Origin of the sequence: Erythrobacter sp. CCH5-A1, assembly GCF_001557115.1 — a bacterium.
Lineage (GTDB): Bacteria > Pseudomonadota > Alphaproteobacteria > Sphingomonadales > Sphingomonadaceae > Erythrobacter.
In genome coordinates this window covers 141,838-166,890 of sequence record NZ_LSKQ01000267.1, presented here as the reverse complement: position 1 = coordinate 166,890, position 25,053 = coordinate 141,838, and the positions used below count along the sequence as shown (strand labels likewise).

The following is a 25,053-nucleotide window of genomic DNA, read 5'->3' as shown; positions in this document are numbered from 1 at the left end:
ACGGGTGGCAGTCGCACTATCACCCGTCAATCGCTGATTTCCGACATTCCTCTTCCCCGTCCGCCACTTGCCGTGGTCAGACAGAGGCCCCCGTTCCCCGCATCCGTTGCAGAACCTTGGCGAGTGTCGGCCGCTGCCCCGTCGCCAGCAGGCTCGCCCGGAACAGCCGCGCGATCATGACGAGCTCGATGGTGATCGACACGACCAGCAGCGCGCCGGTGCCGATCAGCTCCCATGTGGCAATGCCCTGTCCGAGCCGTGCGAGCACCGCAAAGGGGGTCCACAGCGGGACCCATGTGAGGATCTGGACGATCGGCCCGGTGTTACCGGCGATGATTGCCTGAAGCAGGAAGGTGATCGGCAGCAGGATCAGCAGCAGCACCGGCATCATGAAGCCCTGCGCCTCGCTCATCGAATCCGCCATCGATCCGATCGCCACGAAGATCGCCGAAATGGCGATGTAGCCGGCAATGAAGAAGAACAGGATCGCCGCAATGATGCCGGGCGAGGACACCGGTTCGAGCGCGGGCCGGATGAAGTCCGCGATCGTACCTTGGGTGGCGAAGGCGGCCACCCCGGCGCATCCGGCCCACACCGTGATCATCATCAATCCCACGGCAAGGCCGCCCAGAAGCTTGCCATACATCAGCTCTTCCGGGCTGATGCAGGCGAGCAGGCTTTCGATCAGCTTGTTCGAGCGTTCCTCGACCGAACCCTGCAACATCCAGCTGCCCGACAGCATCAGGCTCATCATCAGGATGTAGGCGAGCGCGAGGGGCACGATCGAGCGCACCAGCATCCGCTCACTCGCCCCGCCGCCGGGGGGAGGGGTGTCGATGGCGATGGCGGGCGCGATGGTCTGGACCAGCACAGCACGCTCCCCCGTCACGCCCGATTGCGCCAGCAGGTCCATGCGCAGGCCGGAGGTCAGCACCTCCTGCAGCTTGCTCACGAAGGATGTCCGAACGTCATCAGAGGAGAAAATGATGATCCGGGTATCGGACGGGTAGGCCTGAGGGATCAGCACGATGATCTCGGGCGCAGTGCCGGACTTGCCCTTGGCAAGCATCGGCCGGGCGGTCTGTTCGAAGGATGCCTCGGGCGCATCGGCGAGGGCGCGCGGGGGCGCGATGAAAGTGTAATCGGGTTTGGGAGCCTCGAAGTCCGGCACGCCTCCCGGGCGCACGCGGGCGATCCTGGCCAGCGCCGCCTTGAGGCCGCCGGCAGCGTCGAAGGCCGCAACCTCGGCGGGGCCGTACCAGTAGCTTTCCTTCGCCCATGGCGCAGCGGGGTCCGCGCTCTGCAGGTCGTGGCGCCGCACATAGCGCGACAGCAGGCTCATCAGGCGCCGCTTCTCGTCGAAGGCGAACTGCGCCTCGATCGTTGCGGCCCGCGCGCCGCCCGACCGGTCGACGATCGTCACGCGGGTCGGATCGCGGTTCTCCAGCGTCTCGCCCAGCAGCGGGCCGAGCGCGAGGGCGACGGGGAGGATCAGCAGCGTCAGCCAGAAGCTGCGCAGCTTCAAGATCTGGAGCATCTCGCGCCTGGCGACGAGGAGTACGTTGGCGAGCATCATGGCTTGATCTCCTCGGGGCCCACCAGCTGGACGAACACGTCGTGGAGGCTGGCCTGATGATGGTCCCAGCGGCGCAGGGCAATTCCGTTGGCGGTGCAGTGTTCGAGCACCTCGGCCGGATCGAAGCCCGGGGCGAATTGCATCGACCATTCGCGCCATTCGGGGTCGGCCGAGGGCGTGCTGGTCGCCCCAGATACCCCCGGAAGGCCCGACAGGTCAGCCTTGGCGACCGCGCTCAGCCGCGCGGGCAGCTGCGCGCGCGCCTCGTCGATCGTGCCTTCGAAGCGCTTGCGGCCCTTGCGCAGCAGCAGCAGCCGGTCGCACAGGCGCTCGGCATGCTGCATCACATGGGTCGAGAAGATCACCGCCGCTCCCCGGCGCGAGGCGCTCAGGATTTCCTCTTCGAGCAGGCCCTGGTTGACCGGATCGAGGCCCGAGAACGGCTCGTCGAGCATCAGCAGATCTGGCTCGTTCACCAGCGCGGTCGCCAGCTGCACCTTCTGCGCCATGCCCTTGGACATGTCGCCGATCTTGCTCTTGGCACGTTCGGCCAGTTCGAAACGTTCGAGCAGATCGAGTCCGCGCCGCCGGGCAAGTCCCTCGTCCAGCCCCTTGAGCCGCCCGAAATAGACGATCGTCTCGATCGCGCTCATCCCCGAATAGAGCCCGCGTTCTTCGGGGAGGAAGCCGATCCGGCTGGCCACCCGGCGGCTGGGCGCTTCGCCGAATAGCGCGATGTCGCCGGAGGTCGGGCGCAGGATGTCGAGCACCATGCGCAAGGTCGTGGTCTTGCCGGCACCGTTGCCGCCGAGGAAGCCGAAGATCTCCCCCGCCTCGACTGAAAAGGACAGATCATCGACCGCAAGCAACTGGTCGAAACGCTTCACCAGATGGCGAATTTCCAGAATGGGATTCAAGGCGCGGACCCTTGCGATTGGCATGGCGGGGGGAGGGGGCGTACCGGATGGCGACGCCCCGTCCGGTCATCACTTCTTCTCGGGCACCACCCGAATTTCGACCGGCTGCGCAGCGAGGTAGCGCTTCGCCGCGGCTTGCACATCTGCCGGGGTGATCGCTGCAAGAACCGCGCGCCGCTTGCGCCGCCGTTCGAGCAGCGCGGGATCGCTCTGCGCCTCGGCGACAAGCGACAGCCATCCGCTGTTCTGCGTCTCGCTGCGCTCCAGCCCGGCGGTGATCGGGTTGCGGGCGCGGTCGAAGAGGTCGGTGCTCACCGGCGCGGCGGCAAGTTCGGCCGCGATGGCGCGGACCGCCGCCGCCGTGCTGTCCATCGTCTCGGGCGGCACGGTCATGAAGGCGGTGATATGGCCGAAGCCCTTGTAGGCGAGCGGCGCATAGCTGAAGGCCTGGGGCGAATAGGTTGCGCCCAGTTCCTCGCGCAGCTTTTCGGTAAGGCGCAGGCCCATCACCGCGGCGAGCACGTCGCGGGTCAGATCGCTCTTGAGATCGCGGCCGTCGGTGGTCGCCCAGCTCAGCGTGATCGCGCCCTGATCCGCCGGCCCGGCATGGGTGAGCGTCCTGATCGAGCGGTCGGCGACGAAATTGACCGGCGCGGCATTTGTCACCGTTTCGCTGCGCGCGGCCCGCGGCGGCAGCGCGCCGAGCGTCTCGCCAACGGCCTTGATCGCCGCATCGGGATCGAAGTCCCCGACGAGCCCGAGCGCGAGTGGCCCCTCGGCCAGCTGCGGGGCGACCACGTTGCGCAGGTCATCCATCGTCACCGAGCTGAACCCGGCAATGTCGGTCATCCCCAGACGCGCATCATTACCGGCCAGAACCCCGCCCAGCGAAACCTGCAACACCTGCGCCGCATTGGCGCGGATGTTCTGCGCGATGATCGGGGCGATCCCCGCCCATTGCGCCGCCGTTTCCGGACGCCATCCGGTCGCCGTCAGCCGGGCGCCGAGCAGATCGAGCTGCAGCTCGAGATCGGCCGGCGTGGTCTCGCCATTGGCGAGCAGTGCATCTTCCTCGGCCCCGAGGCTGACGCTGACCGCCTTGCCGGCCAGCACCCGGCGCAGCTCGTCGACATTATGGGCCTTCAGGCCATCGATGCTGGCGAGCACCGGCAGCGATTCGCGCAGGCCCGGCTTGTCCGCGGGGAAGCCCGCAAAGCCGTTCCCGGCGCGCAGCGAGAAGGCGATCTTGCCGGGCTCGAACTGCGTCTGCTTGAGGTTCAGCTGCAGCCCGTTGGCAAAGCGCACCGTACGGATGCCGAGATCGGCGATGGTAGTGTCGGAGACGACCTTTCCGGGCGTTCCCCAATCGCTGTAGGCGAACGTGACCTGTGCCTCCGCGGCGGGCGCAGTGACGGCTACGGCGGTGCTGCGATCGAGCACCGCGGCGATCGCGTCCTTGCCGCCTTCGATCGGCTGCTTGGTCGACACGTGCACCAGCGTCGGCCCGTTCTGCCAGCCCGCGCGGAAGGCGTTGCTGACCGCCTCGGCTGTCATGCTCGGCTCGATCGCCTTGTAGAAGGCAAGGTCCACCTCGGGCGAGAGAAACAATGCGTTTTCGAGGCTGCTCGTCACGAGCGCGTCGGCCAAGCCGCTGCTGGGGCGGCCGGCCGCCTGCTTCACCGCGTTGTCGAGTGCGGTTGCGATATTGGCCTTGGCCTCGGCGATTTCGCCATCGGTGAAGCCGAACTGCGCCGCGCGCCGGACTTCCTGTTCAGCCAGAGCCAGCGTTTCGGCCCACTTGCCGTCCTTGGCGACTGCCAGCAGGCCGAAGGAGCGGGCGGTGCGGAACAGCTTCTGGTCCCCCGACTGCGCGCCCAGCAGCGGCGAATCCGCAGTCCGGGCCAGCGCGTTGATCCGGTTGCTGAGCGCGGTGGTGGCGACGGCCCGCAGAATGTCGTCGCGCGCGGCCTCGGCCGTATTGACCGCTGGCGCCCACGGCGAGAAGCGCTGCAGCTCGACAATCTCGGGAATCGCGGGGTCGACGAAGTTGGCGATCGCCGGAGCGGCGCCGTCGGCAGGCATAGGGCTCTGGTATGGCGCGCGCGCCTTGCCCTTGCCGCGCCAGTCGGAGAAGGTCGCCTTGATCTTCGCTTCCATCGCTGCGACATCGAAATCGCCGACGATCACCAGCGTAGCGCGCTCAGGGCGGTAATACCCCTCGTAGAAACCGCGCAGCTGCTGCGCCGTGATGCCCTTGATCCGTTCGGGGTCGGCCCGCACTCGCTCGCCGACACGCGAGCCGGGCAGGGCGGCCTGGAGATAGTTGGCGATGCGCCGCCGAGCGGGATCGTTGCGCACCTGCGCTTCGCTAAGGATGATGCCGCGCTCGCGTTCGACCGCGGCAGGGGCAATCGTGAGCTCGCCTGCCATGTCGCGGATGACCTTCAGGGCCGTGTCCACCGTCTCGTCATCGGTGCGCGGCAGCGAGAGCATGTAGGTGGTGTAATCGAGCCCGGTCGAGGCGTTTGTGTCCGCGCCGAAGGCAAGGCCGAGCTTCTCGAGCATCGGCAGCAGCTGGCCTTCGGGAATGTTCTTCGATCCGTTGAAGGCCATGTGCTCGACAAAGTGCGCCGCGCCGTTCTCGGCATCGGTCTCCTCACGCGCGCCCGCGGCGATCGAGAAGCGGACGGCGGCTTCGCCCTTGGGGTTGGCGTTGCGCATGATGGCATAACGCATGCCGTTGGGAAGCACGCCGAAGGTGACGGCGGGATCGGCGGGGAAATCGGCGCTGGGGATGTTCCAGGCAGGCACGCCGCCCTGTGCGGCGGCCGGTGCGGCAGCGGGCGCGGCTGCGGTATCCTGCGCCAGCACCGCAGGCGCTGCGGTGAGGCAAAGGGCACTGGCAAGCGCGAGAACGGAAACGCGGCGAAGTGAGCGATGGACGACCCGGTGCATGAAATTCCCCTGTGAACAGCTGCGTTGGCCTTGCAGCACGCGCGAAGGGTGGCGGGGAAACGGAGACATTTCAATCGTGCGCATCGACCGTTTGTCGATTGCCCAAGCGGTTTGGCGACAATTCGGGCATTGTCGGAGTGTGCGCGCCCGCTCCCCGGTCAACGCTCGGGCGCGGGGCTCGTCGTGGCGGGCTGAGCGGTCTCTCCGCCGAGCGCGCGGTAGAGGGTGACGCGGTTGCTCGCCTCGACGAGCCGGGTCGCCAGCAGCGTGCGCTGTGCCTGATAGGCTGCGCGTTGCGCATCGAGGCTGGCGAGAAAGCTCTCGACCCCGCCACGATAGCGCATGTCGGCAAGGCTGAAGGTGTCCTCGGCCGCATCGACGAGCGCGCGGTCGGCGCGCAGCTGCTCGGTGATCGTGCCGCGCCGGGCGAGCGCGTCGGCGACTTCGCGGAAGGCGGTCTGGATCGCGCGCTCGTAACCCGCCACGGCAGCATCGCGCCGGGCTTCGGTCTGGGCCACACCCGCTTGCGCCGCGCCGCCCGCGAAGAGCGAATATCGCACGTTGGCGCCGGCATTGTAGTTGAACGCCGCGCCGGTGAAGAGGTTGGAGAGCACATTGCTCGAAAGCCCCGCCAGCCCCGTCAGCGTGATCCGCGGGAACAGCGCCGCGCGCGCCGCACCGATATCGGCATTGGCGGCGCGCAGCTCGTACTCGGCCTGGAGCACGTCGGGGCGGCGCAGCAGGATCGCGGAGTCGACGCCCGCGGGCAGAGCGCGCACGGCGTCATCGGCCTCGCCCAAGGACTGCGGCAGCAGGCCCACATCGATCGGCGCGCCGACCAGCAGTTGCAGCGCGTTCACATCCTGCGCGAGCGCGGTCTTCTGGCGGGCGATATCGGCCTCGGCGGTGGCGAGCACCTGTTCGGCCTGACGCAGGTCCGTGCGCGGGGCGATCCCGCCATCGAGCCGCAGCCGGGTGAGCTTGACCTGCTCGCGCGCGTTGGCGGCGGTGTCCTCGGCCAGCTTGAGCAGCGAGGCATCGGCGGCGTGGGTCAGCCAGGCATCGGCAATGTCGCCGATCAGCGTCAGGCGTGTCGCGCGCGCGGCGGCCTCGGTCCCGAAAAAGCGGTTCAGCGAGGCATCGGAAAGCGAACGCAGCCGTCCGAACAGATCGATCTCGAAGGCGGTGGTGCTGAGATCGGCGGTGTAGCGCCGCCCCGCGGTAGAGGGACTCGCCGACGGGTTGTTGCCGATGTCGATGTCCTGATTGCGGTTCTGGTTGGCGGTGCCGTTATCGAACTGGGTGCGCCCCGCTGCGGCATCGATGCGCGGGAGTTGGGCGGCGCTCTGGATCCGGTATTGTGCGCGCGCGGCCTCGATATTGGCGGCGGCGATCCGCAGATCGCGGTTATTGGCAAGCGCCAGTTCGATGAGCCGGACGAGCCGGGGATCGGCGAAGACTTCGCGGTAGCTCAGCACCGGCAGCGCGGCCTCGGTCTCGGCGAGATAGGCATCGCCGACCGGCCACGAGACGGGCACCGGCAGGTCGGGCTGGACATATTTGGGCGCCATCGAGCAGCCCGGCACCAGCGCCAGCGTCAGCGCGGCTAGCGCGAAGGCAGGGACCCCGCGCCGCATCATGCCGCGCTCTCCGGCGCCTTGGGGCCGAGGTGCAGCTTCTTCAGCGTATCGCGCGTGGTGCGGCGCACGATCACGAAGAACAGCGGGATGAAGAAGATCGCTAGCACCGTCGCGGTCAGCATCCCGCCGATCACCGAGGTGCCGATCGCGATGCGGCTGTTCGCCCCCGCGCCGCTCGACAGCGCCAGCGGCAGCACGCCGAAGATGAAGGCGAGGCTGGTCATCAGGATCGGGCGCAGGCGCAGCCGCGCAGCCTCGAGCGCGGCATCGATCACCCGGCTCCCGCGTTTCTCGGCCTGCTCGGCGAATTCGATCACGAGGATCGCGTTCTTGGCGGCAAGGCCCATCGTGGTCAGCAGACCGATCTGGAGATAGACGTCGTTCTCCAGCCCCCGCAGCGTCACCGCGAAAACCGCGCCGACCAGCCCCAGGGGGATCACCAGCATCACCGCCACCGGGATCGTCCAGCTTTCGTAGAGCGCCGCAAGGCACAGGAACACCACCAGCAGCGACAGCCCGTAGAGCAGCGGGGCTTGACCCGAGGACAGGCGCTCCTGGAACGACAGGCCTGCCCAAGCGACGCCGACCCCGGGAATCTCCTTCGCCAAGGCCTCGATCCGATCCATCGCCTCGCCCGAACTGCGGCCCGGCGCGGCCTGCCCGTCGAACTGGAAGCTCGGGTAGCCCTGGAAGCGCGAGAGCGTGGTCGGCGTGGTCGACCACTGGCTGGCGGCAAAGGCACTGAAAGGAGCCATCTGGCCGTTGTTGCCGCGCACGAACCACTGCCCGATATCGTCGGGCGTCGCGCGGTAGGGGGCATCGGCCTGCACGAAGACCCGCTTCACCCGCCCGCGGTCGATGAAGTCGTTGACGTATTGCCCGCCCCACGCAGCCGAAAGCGTGGTGTTGACGTCCGCCTGATTGAGTCCGAGCGCGGCCAGGCGCTGCTGATCGATATCGACCCTCAGGGTCTGCGCATCGGGAAGTTCGCTCAGCCGCACGCCCGCCAGCACCGGATCTCCCGAGGCTGCCTCGAGCAGCTTGTCGCGCGCGGCGATGAATTCCTCGCGGGTCATCCCGCTGGTGTTCTGCAGCTGGAGCGTGAAGCCGTTGCTCTGCCCCAGACCGCGGATCGCCGGGGGGACGAGCACGTTCACCTGCGCATCACGGAACGCTCCGAAGGCCTTGGTCGCACGCTGAGTGATCGCACCGGCGCTGTTTTCGGCCCCGGTGCGTTCGGACCAGTCGACGAAGTTGACGAAGCCCTGGCCGGTGTTCTGCCCCGCAGCGCCCTGTCCGCCGCCCGCCACGCTGAACATCACCGCGATGTTGCGGGCCTCGTCGGTGAGCATGTATTTCTCGACCGCCAGCTGCACCTCGCGGGTGCGGCCCTGCGTGGCGCCGGCGGGCAGACGGATCTGGAGCTGGGCCGCGCCCTGATCCTCGGTCGGAAGAAAGCCGGTCGGCAGGCGCACGAACATCAGCGCCAGCAGCACCACGACAATCGCGTAGATCGCAAGGAACAGCCACTTGCGGTCCACCACCCGCGACACGGCACCGACGTAACGATCGGTGCCGCGCGCGAAAGCGCGGTTGAACCCGCTTTGCGCCCGTGCCAGCTGCCGTGCGCCCCACGGCCAGCGACGTTCCAGCCCTCCCGCCTCGGCGGCCTCGCCGTGCCGCTTCTGCCTGAGCAGCGAGGCGGTGAGCGCCGGGCTGAGGATCAGGGCCACCAGCGCCGAAAGCACCATCGCCGCAATGATCGTGATCGAGAACTGGCGGTAGATCACCCCCGTTGATCCGCCGAAGAACGCCATCGGCAGGAACACCGCCGACAGCACCACCGCGATCGCCACCAGCGCCACCTGGATTTCGCCCATCGACTGGATCGTCGCTTCCTTGGGCGTCATCTCGGGGTTTTCCTCGAGCAGGCGCTCGACATTCTCGACCACCACGATCGCATCGTCGACGAGGAGGCCGATGGCGAGCACCAGCCCGAACAGGGTCAGCGTGTTGATGGTGAAGCCCGCCATGTAGAATACCGCGAAGGTGCCCAGCAGCACCACCGGCACCGCGATCGCCGGGATCAGCGTCGCGCGCCAGCTTTGCAGGAACACGAACATCACGAGGACCACCAGCAGGATCGCCTCGATCAGGGTCTGCACCACTTCCTCGATGGAGAGGCGGATGAAGGCGGTCGTGTCGTTGGCGTAGGCGACGTTGTAGCCCGGCGGGAAGCCGGCCTTGGCCTCCTCGACCGCGGCCTTGACCAGATCGGCGGTGGCAAGGGCGTCGGCACCGGGCGCAAGGCTGATCGCAAGGCCCGCGCCGGGATGGCCGTTGATGCGGCTGGAGGCAGCGTAATTTTCCGCCCCAAGCTCGACCCGCGCCACATCGCCGAGCCGCACCACCGCGCCGCTCTGGTCGGCCTTGAGGATGATCGCCTTGAATTCGTCGACGGTGCGCAGCCGCGACTGCGCGGTGACGACGGCGTTGAGGCGGTTGGTCTCGGGCTGCGGCAGGCCGCCGACTTCGCCCGCGGCGATTTCGGTGTTCTGGTTGCGGATCGCGGCGATGATGTCACCCGGCATCAGGCCGACCGCGGCGAGCTTGTTTGGATCGAGCCACACGCGCATCGCATATTGCGAACCGAACACGTTGGTCTCGCCCACGCCCTCGATCCGCGCGAGTTCGTCCTGGAGGTTGGAGACGAGGAAGTCGGAGATGTCGATATTGGTCGACCGGTCGGTCTCGTCATAGATGCCGACGATCATCAGGAAATCGGGGTTCGACTTGGTGACGCGCAACCCCTGCTGCTGCACCTGCTGCGGCAGCCGGGCGAGCGCCTGCTGGACCTGGTTCTGGACCTGCACCTGCGCGATGTCGGGATCGGTCCCCTTGGCGAAGGTGGCGCTGATGTTGACTTGCCCGCGCGCGGTGGAGCTGGAGCTGAAATAGAGCAGGCCGTCGATCCCGGTCAGCTGCTGTTCGATGATCTGGGTGACCGAATTCTCGAGCGTTTCGGCCGATGCGCCGGGGAAGGTCGCGCGGATATTGACCTGCGGCGGGGCGACGTCGGGATATTGCGCGACCGGCAGGAGATAGATCGAACCGAGCCCGGCCAGCATCGTGATGATCGCCAGCACCCAGGCAAAGATCGGCCGTTCGATGAAGATGCGCGACATCGCCCGCGCCTCAGGGCTTGCCGGCGGGCGCGGACCCGGGCTTCGAGGCCGCGATCACCTGCGGCTTGGCGGCAGGCACCGGCTTGATCGGCGCACCGGGCTTGAGCTTGGCGAGGCCCTGCACGATAACCTTGTCGCCGGGCTTCAATCCCGCGGTCACCACCCAGTCGCTGCCGAGCGCGCGCGCGGCGGTGACCTTGCGCTCGGCCGCCTTGTTCCCGGCATCGACCACGAAGACGCTCGCCTCGCCCCGCGCGTTGCGGGTGAGGGCGGGCTGGGGGACGAGGATCGCGCCCCTGTCCACCGCCTGCTCGAAGCGGGCGCGCACGAACATGCCGGGCAGCAGCAGGCCTTGCGGGTTGGGGAAGCGCGCGCGCAATGTCACCGTGCCGGTCCCGGCATCGACCATCACTTCGGAAAACTGCACCTGGCCGCGCTGGGGGTATTCGCTACCGTCCTCGAGCACGAGGGCGACCGAGGCGCTGCCCGGCACCGCGCCGCCCTGCGCGAGCGCGCGGCGCAGCGCGAGCAGTTCGGCGCTCGATTGCTGGATGTCGACGAACACCGGATCGACCCCCTGGATCACCGCCAGCGGTTCGGCCTGGTTGCCGGTGACCAGCGCGCCGACAGTGAACAGCGATCGCCCGATGCGCCCGCTGATCGGAGCGGGCACACGGGTGAACTGCAGGTTGACGTCGGCGGTCTGCAACCGCGCGCGTGCCTGCTGCACGGCGGCCGCCGCCTGCCGCGCGGCGGCGGCAGCGTCGGTATAGTCCTGCATCGCCACCGCCTGCGCCTCGGCCAGCGGCTTCAGCCGTTCGGCCCGGATGCGCGTCGCCTCGGCACTGGCGACCGCGCTGGCGAGGTTCGCGCGGGCCTCGTTGCTGGCCGCGCGGTAGAGGCGGGTGTCGATCTCGTAGAGGGTCTGGCCCGCGCGCACCACTGCGCCCTCGGTGAAGAGGCGACGACGGATCAGCCCGGTGACCTGCGGGCGTACCTCGGACATCTCGAAAGCCGCGATCCGCCCGGCAAGCTCGACCGCAACCGGAACGTCGGACGTCTGGACGACGACATAGCCGACTTCGGGCGGACCTTTCGGGCGCGAATCCTTGGCTGCGTCGGCCGAGCAACCGGCGAGCAACAGGGCGCCCAGTCCGGACAGGGCCAGACGGGCGAAGGGCAACGATGTCACCGGGAGAGGAAACAGAATGGCGGGTTCTCGCTCGTCGTCTTAAGGCCTGTGCGTATCGGTAGTTACGCAATCAACACAATAGAGGCCTATGCGATATGGAGCAAACTGCCACATTTTTCGCTCGCTCTGTCCCGCACCCGGCACTGGCCGGAGCGGGTCAGGAGGTGAGCCGCAGCGCCGCGATCTTCTGGGCGATCTCCTGAAAGCGGGCGGTGAGCGCCGCGCTGTCACTCGCCTGGAAGGCACGACCGGAGGAGGCGCAATCGATCAGGTTCTGCGTCAGCGTGGTCCCGAAGGCGACCACCCACACGGTGATGTTCTCCTGCTTGGCAGCGTTGCAGATCGCCTGAAGGCGCGCGGCGCGACGGTTGAATTCCGTGGTGCCGCTGCCGTTCCCGGTTATGCGCCGGTCCCACCCTTCGATGCCGTGGCTCGAATAGTTGAAGATGTCGTTCACCTGCGCACCATCGGTCATGAACACGAGATGGCGCGCAATCGGATCGCCGTTGGGCGCCGTGGTGTTTTCGGCAGCAAACATGCCGCGCGGCGAGAGGAAGCGGGCGCCCCATATCATGCCGATGTCGTGATAGGTCTGCCCCTGGGGCGTCAGCCCGTCGACATAGGCCTGCAATTGCGAACGCGTGATCGGCGCAAGCTTGCGCGCCGCCGGAGGGCAGACGAAATTGGGCCGCGGAAAGCCCGGATCGGTGGTGGCAACTGCCGAGCGGGTCCAGGCACCATTGGCATAGCGCAGCCATGTCGCGCCGATCAGCGCCGGCCGCCAGCGTTCGGCCTCCGTGTCCGGCACGAGATTGATGTCGAGATCGTAGGCGCCCGAGGGGATCGGGTTGTAGACGTCGGTCTGCACCGTATTGGGCTCTTCGACGCAGCCGCCCCAGCTGACCGAGGTCATGGCGCCGTTGGTGCCGAGCGGCAGATTGATCGAATTGTTGGTGTAGATGCTGGCGAAGGTCACGCTTTCCCAGCCAGCGGGCGAACGCGCCGGATTGGTGATGCCGCAGGGCGCGCTCGTCCCGGTGGTGACCTGGCAGTAGACCCAGTCGCGGAAGCTGGCGGTCACATCGGCTTCGGTCAGCGGCCGTGTCTTGCGGACCCGGGCGCGGCAACCGGCACGGTTGTTGGCGTCCCCGTTGTCCGGCCACTGGTTGAGGACGAATTCGGTCGCCGCGAAGACCTGCCAGGTCTCGTTCGCACCGTCCACGCTCACCGTGTAGCTGCCGGGATAGGTGGTGCACACGCTGCGCGCCGTGGTCCCTTCGGCCCCGTCGGTCCGGTAGCGGTAGTGATCGGTGGTCGGCGAATTGAGGTTCGTTACAAGGCGCGGCAACCACTCTGTCTGGTCCGACACGACAACCACATCGCCGGCCGAGTTGTTGGGATATCGGGCTGCATTGAACCGCGCCACGCGCGACTGGTAGCTGTGGTTCTGCGTCATGTATTCGCGCGGGATCGAAAAGCCGACATTGGCCTGCTGCGAATAGGGCACGATCCCGTAGCGCAGCTGCGCGGCAGGCGAGCTGGCGGCCTGCACCGCATCATAGAAGCTCATCACCGCCGATCGAAGCCCCACGATCTTGGAGCCAGCGCCGCCCCCGCATGCTGTATTATTGGGGCAATCCGCCATCGAGCCGGTCACGTCGAGCACGAACATCACATCGGTGTTGGCGATGTTGACTTCCGAACTGCACGAGACCTGCAGCGAGAAACTGGTGAAGCCGAACACCTGCATGATCGATGTCGGCAAGGTCGCGCTGGCTGTGCCCGAGACGATCCCGCTGCTGTTGGCCGTATATTCGCGTGTCCGGCCTGTGGTGCCGAACATGCCGTCCTCGAAGTTCTGGTCGAAGAAGGCAAACGCGGTCTGGCGGTGGGCGGCGGTGAAGGTATCGGTCAGCATCGCCTGACGTGCAGCCAGAGCACCCGAATCGCACGCTGCCTGAAGCCGGGCCGTAGCCGCATAATAGCGCCCGGCATCGATACCGCCGCCGACGAGAGCAAGGAGCGGCAACATCGCCGCAGCCGTGAGCGCCAGCGTGTTGGCCGCCGTGTCCCGCAGCAGCCGCTGCATGAACGACCCTGCGGCCGGGTTGTCTCGCACCATGGGTTCGCTGCCCCTCACCGGCCCTGCGCGCAGACCGCGCAGACCTTAAAGCCAATGGTGCTGGCCCTAGCGATGCGCGGTAAGCTGGCAGCTAAGCGCCGGATAAGTGGTTCGCCGGGGTGGGGGGTGAGGAGAGCGATGGTGCGGACAGGCCACCTGCCACCCGATACCACTTCATCGCGCGCCGCATATTGGCGGACAGGGTGGGATTCGAACCCACGGTAGGCTTGCACCTACGGCGGTTTTCAAGACCGCTGCCTTAAACCACTCGGCCACCTGTCCTATGCCGAAATCGGCTAGCGCCGAACGGCGGTATTGTCACCTGCGGTGACGTCTCCGGCGCTTGTCGCGCCTCCGACTCCAAGACCGCTGCCTTAAACCACTCGGCCACCTGTCCTACGCCGCAAGCGGCTAGCGCCGAACGGCGGTGTTGTCATCACTCTTCGGTCCGCCAAGGGGGAGAAAGGCGATACGGTTGTTGGGAATTCATCCAAGGTATGACATCCCTAGCCGCATGATTCCCCGCCTCCTTCCTGCCGCCGCGCTCGCCCTTGCCGCGCTTGCCGCGCCGCCCGCCTCGGCGCCGGCGACCGCGCAGGCGAGCACCGACGGGATTCCCTTCGACGCCTATCTTGAGCTGCTCAAGGCCCGCGCCCGCGCGGAGGGCGTGCGCGAGGATACGCTGGACCGGATGACCGCCGGGCTCACCCCCAATCCGCGGGTGATCGCGCTCGACAACAACCAGCCCGGCAGCGCCACCACGCGCGGCTATCCGCCGATGTCGGACTATATCCGCACCCATGTCGATGCCGCGCGGATCGGCGGCGGGAGGGCGGTCTATGCCCAGAACCGGAGCACGCTTGCCGCGATCGAGGCGCGCTATGGCGTGCCTGCGCCGATCATCCTCGCGATCTTCGGGCACGAGACCAGCTATGGCCGCGTCAAGGGCGACTTCGACCTTGCCCGCAGCCTCGCCACCCTCGCCTGGGAGGGCCGTCGCCGCGAGCTCTTCGCGGGCGAGTTCGTGGCGCTGATGAAGATCGCCGAGAAGGGCTTCGCGCGCGAACAACTGGTCGGCTCCTACGCCGGGGCCTTCGGCAATCCGCAGTTCCTGCCCAGCGTCTACCTGCGCCTTGCGACCGACGGCGACGGGGACGGGCGCGCCGACATCTTCACCAACCGGGCCGACACCTTCGCTTCGATCGCCAACTATTTCCGCGATGCGGGATGGCGCCAGGGCGAACCGTGGGGCGTGCCCGCCGCAGTGCCGCAGGGCTTCGACGTCTCGGCCTATCGCACCCGGCTCGTTTCGCCCGTCTGCCCTCGCGTGCATGAAAGGCTCAGCCGCTGGATGACGGTCGCCGAATGGCGCGCGGCGGGGATCGAGCCGCTGCGTCCGCTCGGCGACAATGTGATGACCGCGTTTTTCCAGCCCGACGGTCCCGGCACCCGCGCCTGGCTGCTCACCGGCAACTACCGCGCGATCCTCGAATACAACTGCTCGAGCTATTATGCCTTGAGCGTCGGGTTGCTGGCTGACGAAATCGTGAACTGATGCGCGCGCCCGCCTCGCCAAGGGGCAAGGGGGCCGATATAGGCCGGGGCGTGATGCTCTTCCGAATGCTGCCGCTTGCCCTGTCGCTGCTTGCCTTTGCCGTGAGCGTGCCCGCCCGCGCGGTGATGCCCGATGCAGGCGCGATGCTCCCTCCGGTACTCCCCGCAGTCCCCACCAGTGCCGAGGCGCCGGTCGCGCTGCTGGTCGATCTGGGGAGCGGACAGGTGCTCCACGCGCGCCGTCCCGATGCGCGCTTCATGCCGGCGTCCGTCACCAAGGTGATGACGCTCTACCTCGCCTTCGAGCTTATCGCGCAACGAAGGCTGGACCCCGCACAGGTCTTCACCATGAGCCCCGCCATCGCACGCGACTGGCGGCGGGTGGGATCGACGATGTTCCTGGATAGCGGCGAGCGGGTGCAGGTCGATGACCTGCTGCTCGGCATCGCCAATGTCTCGGCCAATGACGGGGCGGCGGTGCTCGCCGAAGGTCAGGCCGGATCAGTCGCGGCATGGACCGCGATGATGAACCAGACCGCGCTCGGGATCGGGATGACCGGGAGCCACTTCGCCAGCCCCAACGGCTGGCCCGACGAGGGCCGCACCTTCACCACCGCGAGCGACCTCGCCCTGCTCGCCCGGGCAATGATCACGCGGCATCCCGACAAGTTCGGCTACTACATCGGCCGCGCCGGGTTTGATTACAAAGGCATCGCGCAAGTCAACCACGATCCGATGATCGGACGGGTGCCCGGGGCGGACGGGATCAAGACCGGCTTCACCAACGAAGCGGGCTTCTCCTACCTCGGCACCGCGCGGCGTAACGGCCAGCGGCTGGTGCTGGTGCTGGCGGGCGTGCCCAACGGGCGGCTGCGCGCGCGGGTGGCGCGGGCCTATGTCGAGTGGGGCTTCTCCGCCTTCGAGCGCCGCCAGCTGTTCGGGCCGGGGGCAGTGGTGGGCGAGGCGCGGGTGCAGGATGGCGACGCGCGCTCGCTGGCATTGAAGGCCGCCGGGCCGGTCGCGATCAATCTGCCCAAGGGCAGCGACAGCCCGCTTGCCGCAACGATCCGCTACGAGGGGCCGCTGAAGGCACCGATCGCGGCCGGGCAGGAAGTCGCCGTGCTCGAAGTCACCGCCGAGGGCGTCGCGCCGGCGCGCATCCCGCTCTACGCGGCGGAAAGCGTGGGCACCGCCGGGCCGCTCGACCGGATCGTCAACGCGGCCATGGGCCTGTTCTCATGAGCGGGCCGGGCCGCTTCATCGCCTTCGAGGGCGGGGAGGGGGCGGGCAAGTCCACCCAGGCGCGGCTGCTGGCCGAGGCCCTGCGCGCGCGCGGGCTCGGCGTGGTCGTCACCCGCGAGCCGGGCGGCACGCCGGGCGCCGAGGCGATCCGCGCGCTGCTGCTTGCGCCTCCCGGAGAGGGCTGGCCGCCGCAGGCCGAGGCCCTGCTCTTCGCCGCCGCGCGTGCCGATCATGTCGCCCACCTGATCCGCCCGGCGCTCGCGCGCGGCGAATGGGTGATCTGCGACCGCTTCGTCGATTCAAGCCGCGCCTATCAGGGCGGGGCGGGGGGGCTCGGGGACGATGCCATCACCGCGCTCCACGCCTTCGGCAGCGACGGCTTGCGGCCCGACCGGGTGATCCTGCTCGAAGGCGACGAGGCAGCATTGGCCGGAAGGCTCGCCGCGCGGGGGGAGGCGGCCGACGCCATCGAGGGCCGACCGGCGGAATACCACCGCGCCGTCGCCGCCGCCTTCCGCAGGCTCGCCGAAGCCGACCCGCAGGGCTTCGCAAGGATCGACGCCATCGGCGATCCGCAAGAGGTCCACGCCCGCATCCTCGCCGCATTGGGAGACCTGCTCCCGTGACCGACTGGCCCAACCACGCCGAAGCCTGGCGCGCCTGGCGCGATGCGCTGGCGGGCGAGCGGATGCATCACGGCTGGCTGCTGGCGGGCAAGGCGGGGCTGGGCAAGCGCGACTTCGCCATGGCCGCCGCGCGCGAGTTGGTGGCCGAACCCGGCGTGCCGCAGCCCGCAGGCGAGCACCCCGACATCATCACCCTCACCTACGGCCCCAAGGACGACAAGGGCGAGAAAGCGCAGGCCGAGGGCAAGCCCTTTGAACTCGCCCGCTCGATCCGCATCAAGCAGATCCGCGCGATGCAGCGCCGCCTGACGACCCGACCCACTTTGGGCAGCCGCCGCGCGATCATCATCGACCCGGCCGACGATCTGGAGCGCAACGCCGCCAACGCGCTGCTCAAGAGCCTTGAGGAACCGCCCGCGGGGACCTTCTTCCTGCTCGTCACCCACCGCCCTGCGCGACTGCTGCCGACGATCCGTTCGCGCTGCCGGACTTTGCGCTTCCCGGTGCTGACCGACAGCCAGCTGGGCGCGATGCTGCACGCGGCCGGCCTTCCCTCGGACCCGCAGGCGATCGCGGCAGCGGAGGGCTCCTTCGGCGCGGCGGTGCGCTTTGCCGAGGAAGACCTCGCACCCATCGCCCGCGCCATCTCGACGCTGCTCGCAAGCGGCGACAACGGGATGACCGGGCGCGGCGAGCTGGCCCGGCTGATCGGCCCGCGCGCATCGCGCGAGCGAGTGCAAGCGGTGTTCGACCTTGCCCAGTCCCTTGCCGCCCGCGCCGCGCGTGTCGCCGAGGACCCGGCCCGCCGCGCGCGGCTGATCGAGACCCACGCGGCCCTCGTCCAGCTCGCCGCCGAAGCGCCCACGGCCAATTTCGATCCCTCCCTGCTCCCCTTCGAGATCGGCAGCTTGCTTGTCGCCGCCGCCCCCGCTAGCGAACCGGCCCATGGCTGAGACGACCCCCTTCTACATCACCACCGCGATCAGCTACCCCAACGGGAAGCCGCATATCGGCCACGCCTACGAGGCGATCGCGGCCGACGTGATCGCGCGCTTCCAGCGCCTTTCCGGCCGCCGCGTCAGGTTCCAGACCGGAACGGACGAGCACGGGCTCAAGATGGCTCGCAAGGCCGAGGAGCAGAGCCGCACTCCGTCCGACCTTGCAGACGAAATGTCGGGCTATTTCCGTGCCATGTGCGACGCTCTCAACGTGTCCTATGACCGTTTCATCCGCACCTCGGAGCCCGATCACCACCGCGCCAGCCAGGCGATCTGGCAGGCGATGGAGGCCAATGGCGATCTCTACCTCGATCGCTACGAAGGCTGGTACTCGGTCCGCGACGAGGCCTATTACGACGAGAGCGAACTGGTCGAGGGCGAGGGGGGCGATAAGCTTTCCCCGCAGGGCACGCCGGTCGAGTGGACGGTCGAAGAGAGCTGGTTCTTCCGCCTCTCGAAGTATCAGGACCAACTGCTTGAATTGCTGAAGAGCCCGGGCTTCCTCGAGCCGGCAAGCCGCCGCAACGAGATGATCGCATTTGTAGAGCAGGGGCTGCGCGATCTTTCGGTCAGCCGCACCTCCTTCGACTGGGGGGTGAAGGTGCCGGGCAGCGACGGGCACGTCATGTATGTGTGGGTCGATGCGCTCACCAATTATCTGACCGGCCTCGGCTATCCAGACGACATGGGCGACCTGTGGCCCGCCAGCCTGCACCTGATCGGCAAGGACATCGTGCGCTTCCACACGATCTACTGGCCGGCCTTCCTGATGAGCGCCAAGCTGCCGGTGCCGCAGAAGGTGTTCGGCCACGGGTTCCTGCTCAATCGCGGGCAGAAGGAATCGAAGTCGCTCGGCAATGTCACCGACCCGCTGGAACTGGCCGACCGCTTCGGGGTGGACGCCTTGCGCTACTTCCTGATGCGTGAAGTCGCCTTCGGACAAGATGGCAGCTATTCGCCCGAGGCGATTGTTCTGCGGGCGAATGCTGAACTGGCGAACAGCTTCGGCAATCTGGCGCAGCGGACGCTGTCGATGATCGTGAAGAACATGGATGGGAAGCTTGAAGCCTTTGAGCAGGCTGATCCGGACGTGACCTTGCTGACCACGGTGAAGATCGCTTGCGAAACCGAGCTCCCACGCGAATTCAATGCGTTGAGCTTCTCCACCGGGATCGAGGCCTGGATGCGCGCCGTCTATGCCTGCAACCAGTATGTCGACGAACAGGCGCCCTGGGGCCTCAAGAAGACCGATCCTGCGCGGATGAAGGCCGTGCTGCAATCCCTGTTCGTGGCGCTGCGCGATCTCGCCATCGCGATCCAGCCCGTGGTGCCGAGCAAGGCTGCGGCGCTGCTCGATCAGCTCGGCATCCCCGAGGGCGAGCGCAGCTATGCGGCACTCGCTGACACCGATTGGTTCAACCGCCTCGTCGCAAGCGGCTTCACCGTCACTTCGCCGACCCCGCTGTTTCCCCGCCTCGAACTGCCCGCCGACGAGGCCGCGTGATGCTGGTCGATAGCCACTGCCACCTCGAGTACAAGGGCCTCGTCGAGGATCGTGAGGGGGTGCTGGCGCGCGCACGGGCGGCCGGCGTGGGGGCCTTCCTCAATATCTCGACCCGTCAGAGCGAGTGGGATCAGGTCGTCGGCACCGCCGCGCGCGAACCCGATGTCTTCGCCAGCGTCGGCATCCACCCGCACGAGGCCGACGCGCATCAGGACCTCGGTCGCGCCGCACTGCTGGATGCCACTCGCCACCCCAAGGTCATCGCAATCGGCGAAACCGGGCTCGACTACTATTACGACAAGTCGGACAGAGAGGCGCAGAAGCGCTTGTTCCGCATGCACATCGACGTCGCACGCGAGACGCAGCTGCCGCTCATCATCCACACCCGCGACGCCGAGGACGACACCCACGCGATCCTCGCCGAGGAGATGGGGCAGGGGGCCTTCCCTGCGCTGATCCACTGCTTCACCGCCTCCGCCGATTTTGCAGAGAAGGTGCTGGCGCTGGGGCTAACGATCTCGCTCTCGGGCATCGTGACTTTCAAGAATGCCAAGGACTTGCAGGAAGTTGCCAAGATTATCCCTGAAGACAAGCTCCTGGTCGAAACCGACAGCCCCTTCCTCGCCCCGGTTCCGCATCGGGGGAGGGTGTGCGAGCCGGCCTATGTGGCGGACACTGCTGCCTTCGTCGCGGGCCTGCGGGGAACGGATGTAGAACACCTCAAGCAGGTTACCACCGCCAATTTCTTCAACCTTTTCAGCAAGGCGCGCGCATGAAACTGGTGATGCTCGGCTCGGGCACCTCGACCGGGGTGCCGCGGCTGGGCGGGCCGGACGGCACGGGCGACTGGGGCGATTGCGATCCCGAAGAACCGAGGAACCGCCGCACGCGGGTTTCGATCCTCGTCGAAAGCGAAGAAGGCAAAAGACTGCTGGTCGACACCTCGAGCGATTGCCGGGCGCAGCTGCTTGCCAACCGCATCGGGCATATCGACGCCGTATTCTGGACGCATGACCATGCCGATCACTGTCACGGCATCGATGACCTGAGGGTGCTGCGCTACGGCCGCGGCGGGCCGATCCCGGGGTTTGCTTCGGCCGAAACCGTGCGGCGGCTGCGCAACCGCTTCGGCTATGTCTTCGCCGGTCAGGACGGTTACCCGACGATCTGCACGATCGACACATTGGACCGGCTGCGGATGATCGCCGGTTTCGGCGTGGACTGGTGCCAAATGGCACACGGGCCCGGCGAGACCACCGCGTATCGCTTTGAAGCAGATGGCAAGAGCATTGGTTATGCCACGGATTTCAGTGAAATTTCCGACGAGATGGTCGACCTTTTCTACAAGGTCGACATCCTCGTGAGCGATTGTCTGCGCCGCGAGCCGCATCCGACCCATGCACATCTCGGCATGGCGATCGAGCTGGGCACACGCTGCAAGGCTGGCCGCGTGGTGCTGAGCCATCTCGACAAGAGCATGGATTACGCTGCGCTGTGCGCCGAAGTCCCGGACTTCGTTACTGTGGGCTATGACGGGCTGGAGATCATCGCATGAACAGCGAACTTGTGCTGCCGCTGGTGGCCAGCATCGGCTGGCTGATCCTGGCAATGAGCGCGCTTGCTTCGCACCGGCTGCAATGGAGCCAGCTGGTCAAGATGGCGCTCGGCTGGGTGGTGATCTTCGGCGGCATCTACGTGATCGTGGAGTGGTTCCTCTATGTGCAGGGTTCCGCATCTTCGTTGATGTAGATTTTACATAATATATATTATCCATCTTGAGGATTGTAGGCGCTAAATAGAAATGACACCCCTCTGCTAGATAGAGATGACACCCTCGGGCGTCTACCAGCGGAGCAACGGTGGCATGGTTCTCTCGGCGGATGGGAGAACGCTTCTATGACGGTGCTGGCAATGAGCGATGGCGAGCTTTCACGCTTTGATACGTTGATGCGGGTCGAGCGCGGCGAACTTCGGGTTGAGGATGCGGCTGCGTTGCTCGGGCTGAAGCGTCGTCAGGTCTTCCGACTGCTTGACCGGCTGCGGAGCGATGGCGCTGCGGGTTTGATGTCTCGCAAGCGCGGCAGGCCAAGCAACCGGCGCCATAGCGACGCCTTTCGAGAACAGATCATCGCGATCGTACGCGAGCACTACCACGACTTTGGTCCCACCTTGGCGCGCGAGTATCTCATTGAACGCCATGAGATAACGGTCTCCTGCGAGACGCTTCGCCAGCTGATGATTCAGGCTGGCCTTTGGAAGGATCGTGATGCGCGCCGGCCGCGACCCTATCAGCCGCGTTATCGGCGGGACTGCCGCGGCGAGCTGATCCAGGTTGATGGTTCAAAGCACTGGTGGTTCGAGGATCGCGGGCCGCAGAGCACGCTCTTGGTGTTTATCGATGATGCGACCAGCGAGCTGATGCACCTGAGGATGGTCGAGAGCGAGAGCACCTTTGCGTACATGGATGCGATGGCCGCCTATATCGAGGCGCATGGCAAGCCGGTGGCGCTTTATTCCGACAAGCACGGCGTGTTCCGCAACAACACGGCTTCGGCCAATGGCGATGGCATGACCCATTTTGGGCGGGCGCTGGAGAAGCTCAACATCGACATCATCTGCGCCCACTCGCCGCAGGCCAAGGGACGGGTTGAACGCGCCAACGGCACGTTGCAGGATCGCCTGGTCAAGGCGATGAGGCTCGAGGGTATCTCCACCATTGCCGAGGCCAATGCGTTCCTGCCGGGCTATATGGCGCGCTATAATCAGCGCTTTGCCAAGGCTCCGTTTGACTCGCGCGATGTGCATCGCCCCCTCGCCCTGCATGAGGATCTCAAGGCGGCGATGGTCTGGCGTGAGCAGCGTACTGTGACCCGTGCCCTGACGCTGCATTACAACAAGATGCTTATCATCCTCGATCCGACCGAGGTCAGTCGGCCTCTGGTGGGCAAGCGGGTTGATGTATGCGAGTATCCTGACGGCGGGCTGGAGATCCGGTACGGCGTTGACGTTCTGCCCTATCGGGTGTTCGACAAGATCCGGCAGGTAAACCAGGCGGCGATCGTCGAGAACAAGCACCTCGATGCGGCCTTGGCGATGGCGAAGCTGATCCAGGAGCAGTTGCCGCCGAGGAGACGCAACCTCAATGAGCCGAGCCGCCGATCGCAAGGCGCGCACATGTTCTCTGATCCGCAACCGCCCGCAGGAGAACCGATCAAGCGCAAGCGCGGTCGGCCTCCCCTTCCCCGGCTCACACCGATCGACGCGGTGCGCCGCCAGTTGGAGAGCATGTGAGGGGGCCCGCTGCCTTCGCAGCGGGTCCGGGGTTTTTTGATCGCCAGGGCAGCGCACCAGCGGGGGCTACGCTGCACGAAATGGAGGGGTTCCGCGCAGCCCCCGCTGCATCAGGCAGTGACATCTCTATCTAGCGGAAATAGTGTCTTGTCTAAATTGCAGAGACAAGGATCGGGATGAGCGACACCCCCCATCAGCCCCCTATCGATCGCTTGCTCGCCATCATGGCCCGCCTGCGCGATCCCGAGCGCGGCTGCGGATGGGATCTTGCGCAGAACTTCGCCACCATCGCGCCCTATACGATCGAGGAAGCCTACGAAGTCGCCGACGCGATCGAGCGCGGCGACATGGCCGAGCTCAAGTCGGAACTGGGCGACCTGCTGCTCCAGGTCGTGTTCCACGCCCGCATGGCCGAGGAAGCCGGCCTGTTCAGCTTCGACGATGTCGCCGCCGCCATCTCCGACAAGATGGAAGCCCGGCACCCGCACATCTTCGGCGACGAAACCGGGACTATGGACAATGCCCGCTGGGAGGATCTCAAGGCCGGCGAACGCGCCACGGCCGGGGCGACAAGCGCGATGGACGGCGTCGCCCGCGCTCTCCCGGCGCTGCTGCGCTCCGAGAAGCTGCAAAAGCGGGCTGCTCGGGTCGGATTCGAGTGGCACGACGTGAAAGGTCCGCGCGACAAGCTGCTGGAAGAATTGCAGGAACTCGAAGAAGCCGATGAGCCTGATCGGCTGATGGAGGCCGGCGACGTGCTGTTCGTCGCGGTCAATATCGTGCGCCGTTACGGAGTCGATGCCGAGGAAGCCTTGCGCGCCGCCAACGCCAAGTTCGAACGCCGTTTCCGCGCAATGGAGCGGCTGGCGGCAGAAGCGGGACAGGACTTCGCCGCGCTCTCCCTCGACGACCAGGAAGCCTGGTGGCAGGCTGTCAAAAAGGCCGAGAAAGCCGCCTCAAAGGCTTGAAAACTGGCCCAGTTCCTTCGGATTCAAGCGCACTGTCAAGCGCCGCATCGGCCCCTCTTCGCTCTCGCCCCCGTCATCCTCGGCGATCACGTCACCATGCGCGTGGAGCCAGGCGATGCGGCGGCCATCGCTCACCGGCAGAAGGAAACTCACCTCTCGCGCCCCGCCGGTCAGCAGCCGGGCGAGTTCGGCCTCGAGCAGGTCCACCCCCTTCCCCGTCGCCGCCGAGAGGATTACCGCCCCCTGCCCTTCCGCCGCTTCGCGCAGTTCTCCAAGCGAATCAGCATCCAACAGGTCACACTTGTTCCACACTTCGAGGATCGGAATGGAGCTCGACCCGGTCTCTGCATCGACCACGCCGAGATCGGCGAGCACGTCCAGCACCTGCTTCTTCTGGGCTGCGTGCGAGGGATTGGCCATGTCGCGCACGTGGCAGATGACATCGGCCGCGGTGACCTCCTCCAGCGTCGCACGGAAGGCGGCGACGAGCTGCGTCGGAAGGTCGGAGATGAAGCCCACGGTGTCCGAGAGGATCGCCTTTTCGACCCCCGGCAGGCCAATGGCACGCATCGTCGGATCGAGCGTCGCGAAGAGCAAATCTTCGGCCATCACCTCGGCACCGGTCAGGCGGTTGAACAGGGTCGACTTGCCCGCGTTGGTGTAGCCCACGAGCGCCACCACCGGCCACGGCGCCCTCCCCCGCCGGTCGCGGTGCAAGGCGCGGGTCTTCTTGACCTGTTCGAGGTCGCGCCGAAGCCGGCCCATGCGTTGGCGGATCATCCGGCGGTCGGCCTCGATCTGGGTTTCGCCCGGCCCGCCGAGGAAGCCGAAGCCGCCGCGCTGGCGCTCAAGGTGGGTCCAGCTCCTCACCAACCGGCTCTGCTGGTAATCGAGATGCGCCAGCTCGACCTGCAAGCGCCCTTCCGCCGTTGCCGCGCGCTCGCCGAAGATCTCGAGGATCAGACCCGTCCGGTCGATCACCTTGCGCTTCAACCGGTCCTCGAGGTTGCGCTGCTGGATCGGAGTCAGCGCGCCGTCGACGATCACCAGCTCGGCCTCGTGCTGCGCGCACCAGATGCCGATATTCTCGACCTGCCCCGAGCCGAACAGCGTGTTGGGCTGCATCTGGCGCACCGGCAGCACGGCGGAATGGGCGATCACCACGCCGATCGCGAGCGCCAGCCCCTCAGCCTCGGCCAGGCGCTCGGCCGGGTCGAGATCGTAGCGGATCGCGCGGATGTCAGGACACAGGACAAGGGCCCGCGCACCGCGGGTCACCTCGT

At 67.0% G+C, this 25,053-nt stretch carries 18 protein-coding genes and 1 tRNA gene; 10 read left to right on the top strand and 9 right to left on the bottom strand.

What is annotated here, in order from left to right; all coding sequences use genetic code 11:
• Window positions 1-76: 76 nt before the first annotated feature.
• The 8 genes from AX708_RS16930 to AX708_RS16895 form a co-directional block, all read right to left on the bottom strand.
• The gene (locus AX708_RS16930; RefSeq protein ID WP_066528451.1) at window positions 77-1,576 is read right to left on the bottom strand and encodes an ABC transporter permease; all 1,500 of its coding nucleotides are present in this window, start codon (window positions 1,574-1,576) and stop codon (window positions 77-79) included.
• Window positions 1,573-2,493: an ABC transporter ATP-binding protein gene (locus AX708_RS16925; RefSeq protein WP_066528457.1), complete on the bottom strand. Its 921-nt coding sequence runs from the start codon at window positions 2,491-2,493 to the stop codon at window positions 1,573-1,575. Before AX708_RS16925 ends, AX708_RS16930 begins: the two co-directional genes overlap by 4 nt.
• 69 nt (window positions 2,494-2,562) lie before the next feature.
• A complete protein-coding gene (locus tag AX708_RS16920) occupies window positions 2,563-5,448 on the bottom strand; it encodes a pitrilysin family protein (RefSeq protein ID WP_067490489.1) in 2,886 nt (961 codons plus the stop codon).
• 158 nt (window positions 5,449-5,606) lie between these two features.
• Window positions 5,607-7,088, bottom strand: a complete 1,482-nt coding sequence (locus AX708_RS16915; RefSeq protein WP_066528462.1) for an efflux transporter outer membrane subunit — start codon at window positions 7,086-7,088, stop codon at window positions 5,607-5,609.
• Window positions 7,085-10,273 carry a multidrug efflux RND transporter permease subunit gene (locus tag AX708_RS16910; protein WP_066528463.1) on the bottom strand — a complete coding sequence of 1,063 codons (3,189 nt, stop codon included), beginning with the start codon at window positions 10,271-10,273 and terminating at the stop codon, window positions 7,085-7,087. Before AX708_RS16910 ends, AX708_RS16915 begins: the two co-directional genes overlap by 4 nt.
• Window positions 10,274-10,283: 10 nt before the next feature.
• Window positions 10,284-11,465 (bottom strand): efflux RND transporter periplasmic adaptor subunit, encoded by a 1,182-nt coding sequence (locus tag AX708_RS16905; RefSeq protein WP_318254622.1) that lies wholly within the window; start codon window positions 11,463-11,465, stop codon window positions 10,284-10,286.
• Between the two features lie 157 nt (window positions 11,466-11,622).
• Window positions 11,623-13,587 (bottom strand): Tad domain-containing protein, encoded by a 1,965-nt coding sequence (locus tag AX708_RS16900; protein ID WP_082747244.1) that lies wholly within the window; start codon window positions 13,585-13,587, stop codon window positions 11,623-11,625.
• A gap of 192 nt (window positions 13,588-13,779) precedes the next feature.
• A tRNA-Ser gene (locus tag AX708_RS16895) sits at window positions 13,780-13,869 on the bottom strand.
• Window positions 13,870-14,101: 232 nt separating this feature from the next.
• Here AX708_RS16895 and AX708_RS16890 point away from each other — a divergent pair.
• The 10 genes from AX708_RS16890 to mazG all read left to right on the top strand — a co-directional run bounded on the left by AX708_RS16890 (window position 14,102) and on the right by mazG (window position 23,770).
• The gene (locus tag AX708_RS16890) at window positions 14,102-15,142 is read left to right on the top strand and encodes a lytic transglycosylase domain-containing protein (protein WP_066528467.1); all 1,041 of its coding nucleotides are present in this window, start codon (window positions 14,102-14,104) and stop codon (window positions 15,140-15,142) included.
• Window positions 15,143-15,195: 53 nt separating this feature from the next.
• Window positions 15,196-16,383 carry a D-alanyl-D-alanine carboxypeptidase family protein gene (locus tag AX708_RS16885; protein ID WP_066528480.1) on the top strand — a complete coding sequence of 396 codons (1,188 nt, stop codon included), beginning with the start codon at window positions 15,196-15,198 and terminating at the stop codon, window positions 16,381-16,383.
• Window positions 16,380-17,009, top strand: a complete 630-nt coding sequence (tmk, locus tag AX708_RS16880) for a dTMP kinase (RefSeq protein WP_066528469.1) — start codon at window positions 16,380-16,382, stop codon at window positions 17,007-17,009. The genes AX708_RS16885 and tmk overlap by 4 nt, the downstream gene beginning before the upstream one ends.
• Window positions 17,006-17,962, top strand: a complete 957-nt coding sequence (locus AX708_RS16875; protein ID WP_067490486.1) for a DNA polymerase III subunit delta' — start codon at window positions 17,006-17,008, stop codon at window positions 17,960-17,962. The genes tmk and AX708_RS16875 overlap by 4 nt, the downstream gene beginning before the upstream one ends.
• A complete protein-coding gene (gene metG / locus AX708_RS16870) occupies window positions 17,955-19,511 on the top strand; it encodes a methionine--tRNA ligase (RefSeq protein ID WP_066527572.1) in 1,557 nt (518 codons plus the stop codon). Before AX708_RS16875 ends, metG begins: the two co-directional genes overlap by 8 nt.
• Window positions 19,511-20,287 carry a TatD family hydrolase gene (locus AX708_RS16865; protein ID WP_066527571.1) on the top strand — a complete coding sequence of 259 codons (777 nt, stop codon included), beginning with the start codon at window positions 19,511-19,513 and terminating at the stop codon, window positions 20,285-20,287. Before metG ends, AX708_RS16865 begins: the two co-directional genes overlap by 1 nt.
• Complete coding sequence (locus AX708_RS16860; RefSeq protein WP_066527569.1) at window positions 20,284-21,066, top strand: MBL fold metallo-hydrolase; 783 nt, start codon at window positions 20,284-20,286, stop codon at window positions 21,064-21,066. The genes AX708_RS16865 and AX708_RS16860 overlap by 4 nt, the downstream gene beginning before the upstream one ends.
• Complete coding sequence (locus AX708_RS16855; RefSeq protein WP_066527567.1) at window positions 21,063-21,260, top strand: hypothetical protein; 198 nt, start codon at window positions 21,063-21,065, stop codon at window positions 21,258-21,260. The genes AX708_RS16860 and AX708_RS16855 overlap by 4 nt, the downstream gene beginning before the upstream one ends.
• A gap of 147 nt (window positions 21,261-21,407) precedes the next feature.
• Window positions 21,408-22,802: an ISNCY family transposase gene (locus tag AX708_RS16850; RefSeq protein ID WP_066527565.1), complete on the top strand. Its 1,395-nt coding sequence runs from the start codon at window positions 21,408-21,410 to the stop codon at window positions 22,800-22,802.
• 176 nt (window positions 22,803-22,978) lie between these two features.
• Complete coding sequence (gene mazG / locus AX708_RS16845) at window positions 22,979-23,770, top strand: nucleoside triphosphate pyrophosphohydrolase (RefSeq protein WP_066533244.1); 792 nt, start codon at window positions 22,979-22,981, stop codon at window positions 23,768-23,770.
• Here the strand turns inward: mazG and hflX are convergent.
• Entirely contained in the window at window positions 23,759-25,048 is a 1,290-nt protein-coding gene (gene hflX, locus AX708_RS16840) for a GTPase HflX (protein ID WP_066533241.1), read from the bottom strand. The two genes, mazG and hflX, sit on opposite strands and share 12 nt — an antisense overlap.
• Window positions 25,049-25,053 lie beyond the last annotated feature (5 nt).